The following is a 3032-nucleotide window of genomic DNA, read 5'->3' as shown; positions in this document are numbered from 1 at the left end:
CGGCCCTGCTGCTGCGGGCGCCGCTGCTGCTGGCCGCGGCCGCCGCCGGCGGGCTTCACCGCGTCGGGGCGGCCGGCCGTGCGATGCATGGGCTGGCTGACGTCCTCGCGCCGGTCCTCGCGCGGGATCTCCTGGCGGATCAGCTTCTCGACCTGCCAGAGCTTCTCGCGCTCGTCATGGCTGCACAGCGCGATGGCGATGCCGCTGGCCCCTGCCCGCGCGGTGCGGCCGATGCGATGCACATAGGCTTCCGGCGTGTCGGGCATGTCGTGCTGGATCACATGCGTCACGCCGTCCACGTCGATCCCGCGCGCGGCGATGTCGGTGGCGACCAGCACCGGGGCGCGGCCCGACTTGAACTCGGCGAGCGCGCGTTCCCGCTGGCTCTGGCCCTTGTTGCCGTGGATGGCGTTGGCCTGGATGCCGTCGGCGGCCAGGTTCTTCACCACCTTGTCGGCGCCGTGCTTGGTGCGCGCGAAGACCAGCGCGCGGCCGACGCCTTCGGCGCGCAGCAGCTCCGCCAGGATGGCGCGCTTGCGGCCCTGCTCCACGAAGATCAGCTTCTGCTCGACCTTCTCGGCGGTGGTCGCGACGGGCGTGACCTCGACGCGGACCGGGTCCTTCAGGATCTCGGACGCCAGGCGCGACACCTCGGCCGGCATGGTGGCCGAGAAGAACATCGTCTGACGTTCCTTCGGCAGCACCGGCAGGATTCGGCGGATGGCGGGCCAGAAGCCCTTGTCGAGCATCTGGTCGGCCTCATCCAGCACCAGCGCCTCCACGCGGTCGAGCCGCGCGGTGCCCTGGTCCAGGTGGTCCTGCAGGCGGCCGGGCGTGGCCACCAGAATGTCGAGGCCGCGCGCCAGCGCGCTGCGCTGCGGGCCATAGCCGACGCCGCCGAACACCACCGCGACCGAGAGGCCGAGATGGCGGCCATAGGCCTTGAGGCTGTCCGCGATCTGGCTGGCCAGTTCGCGGGTTGGGCTCAGGATCAGCGCCCGGCAGCCGCCACGCGGCGGCCGGCCCTTGGCATTGGCCAGGCGGTGCAGCAGGGGCAGGCCGAAGGCGGCCGTCTTGCCGGTGCCGGTCTGGGCGATGCCGAGCAGGTCGCGCCCGGCGAGCGCGGCGGGAATGGCGTCGCGCTGGATGGGGGTGGGGGTCGAATAGCCTTCCTCGGCCAGCGCCTGGAGGATGCGGCCGTCGAGGGCGAGAGTGTCGAAGGACATGGGAAAAGGTCGAATCCGCTCATGCCGCCGCGATCGATGCGGTCGGTGGGTGCGGTGCATCCCGCGTGCGGGGACGCTCCGAGACAGTGTCGGAACCGGCTTCCGGCGGTCCGTACGAACGGAGGGGAAGCGCGCAACTCTGGCGCCCAGCTCCGGACCCCTGTGACATTCGGGTCCGCTCACGCGGCGGGGCGCGGCGGGGGGGACCCGCTGACGGGGCTTCAGATAGGGCAGGATGGTTGACGAAACAAGGACAATCGCGGCCTCCCGGCGCCTACCCCTTGCCGCGGCGTGACGATGAGCTTGCAACCGCAGCGCCAGCCGCGCCACCTACGACGACACCCGCGAAGAGCTTTGCGATGTCGAGGAAGGAGTCCGGTCGGTAGTTGAGCCTTTGGAGGACCTCGGCGCTTGCGCCGGCAACGTAGGGGGCCAAGGCCAGCATGCCGAAGATGAACGTCATCGCCGCGACCACGATCAGGAACAAGTTCTCCCGCACGACGGAAAAGCGCGGCTCGACTCGGTCCTGTCGGCCCAGCACGGCTTCAAACGCCCGGAAGACATCGACATGGTCCGGCGCGTCACGACCCTCTTCAGCCGCGAACCCCATCGCGCGGTCGCGAACCTTGTCGAGAACGCGGGGAAGGTACTGCTCTTGCACATCAAGAAAGATCTCGTCGCTCGTGCGCTGCATGGCCCACCTTCCACATGTCGGAATGGACATCTGATGTCACGCAGAAACGAAAATGCAAGGATCCTTGAAATCACCCGGTCGGGAGACGCCGGAAGCCCGGTTCGGCCGGGTCCTCGGCCAGCGTCTCCTCGATGCGGTCCACCCGCGCCAGGACGGGGCCGCGGCGGGCAGCAGTGAGCAGCGCCTGCACGGCGCCCTCCTCCCCGGCCACCAGCGCCTGCACGCTGCCGTCGGAGCGGTTGCGCACCCAGCCATGCAGGCCGAGGCGCGCCGCCTCCCGGCACATCCACTCGCGATAGCCGACGCCCTGCACCCGCCCCTCGATGCGGAGCAGGCGGGCGGCCATCAGGCCCGCGCCAGGGCGATGAGGCGCGCGGCGAGCGCCACGTCGGCGGCGATCCGCTCGCGCCGCACCGCGGCCTCCGCGTCCAGGCCCCAGAACTCCTCCTGGAAGCGCTCGTCCAGCGTGGCGAGGTCATGCGCCTGCTCCGCGCCGATCCGCCCCGCGGCCAGCGCGAGACCCAGCACGAGCGAGCCGAGCGCCGGCACGGCGACGCCCAGCGCGGCCAGTTCGACAGGAGGATGCGCGCCGACGGCGCGGGACAGCGCGGCGAGGGCCTGCGCATCCTGGGCCACCGGCATCACGCCGGCGGTGACGCGCAGCGGCGCGTCCAGCGTCAGCGTCGCCCAGTCCAGCAGCGGGTCCCAGGCCTCGGCCTGGCGTGCCGCCAGCTTTCGGTCCTCGGCGCGGTAGCAGAGCAGGTCGGTCTCGGCATAGCGCGCGATGGCGGCGACGCTCGGGCCCGGATCGGGGGCGATGCGCTCCGCCGCGGTGCCGACCAGGCGGGTGAGCGGCACCTCCGCATGGGAGAACTCGCCGCCCCTGGCGCCGCCGGCCGCGTTCCACTCGGCGGCGATCGCCTCCGCCAGCGGGCGGGAGGCGACCTGCAGCGTGGTGCCGCCGGGCAGCCGAACCGGGCGGCCGTCCAGCAGCACGGCGAAGCCGCCCTCCGAGTCGCCGGGCGCCGCGCTGTCCCAGAACCGCTTCACGGTCCGGTCGCCCTCAGCGTCCGGACGCGGGCGCCTGCGGCGCGGCGCGGCGCATCGGCCTC

Annotated in this window: 4 protein-coding genes; all 4 read right to left on the bottom strand. The window is 72.3% G+C overall.

Annotated features, from left to right (window positions below):
* Window positions 1-1226 (bottom strand): DEAD/DEAH box helicase (locus OZN99_RS28630; protein ID WP_270938621.1); only part of this gene is annotated, 1226 nt, incomplete at its 3' end.
* 274 nt (window positions 1227-1500) lie between these two features.
* Window positions 1501-1920, bottom strand: coding sequence for a hypothetical protein (locus tag OZN99_RS28625; protein WP_270938620.1), 420 nt, complete (start codon window positions 1918-1920; stop codon window positions 1501-1503).
* A 70-nt stretch (window positions 1921-1990) separates the two neighbouring features.
* A complete protein-coding gene (locus OZN99_RS28620) occupies window positions 1991-2266 on the bottom strand; it encodes an acylphosphatase (protein ID WP_270938619.1) in 276 nt (91 codons plus the stop codon).
* The gene (locus OZN99_RS28615; protein WP_270938618.1) at window positions 2266-2970 is read right to left on the bottom strand and encodes an ATP12 family chaperone protein; all 705 of its coding nucleotides are present in this window, start codon (window positions 2968-2970) and stop codon (window positions 2266-2268) included. Before OZN99_RS28615 ends, OZN99_RS28620 begins: the two co-directional genes overlap by 1 nt.
* Between the last annotated feature and the right edge of the window lie 62 nt (window positions 2971-3032).

The sequence above is a fragment of the Falsiroseomonas oryzae genome, from assembly GCF_027856955.1.
Taxonomy (GTDB): Bacteria; Pseudomonadota; Alphaproteobacteria; order Acetobacterales; family Acetobacteraceae; genus Falsiroseomonas; species Falsiroseomonas oryzae.
The sequence above is the reverse complement of the archived record's forward strand: the minus strand, read 5'-3'. Positions and strand labels throughout refer to the sequence as shown.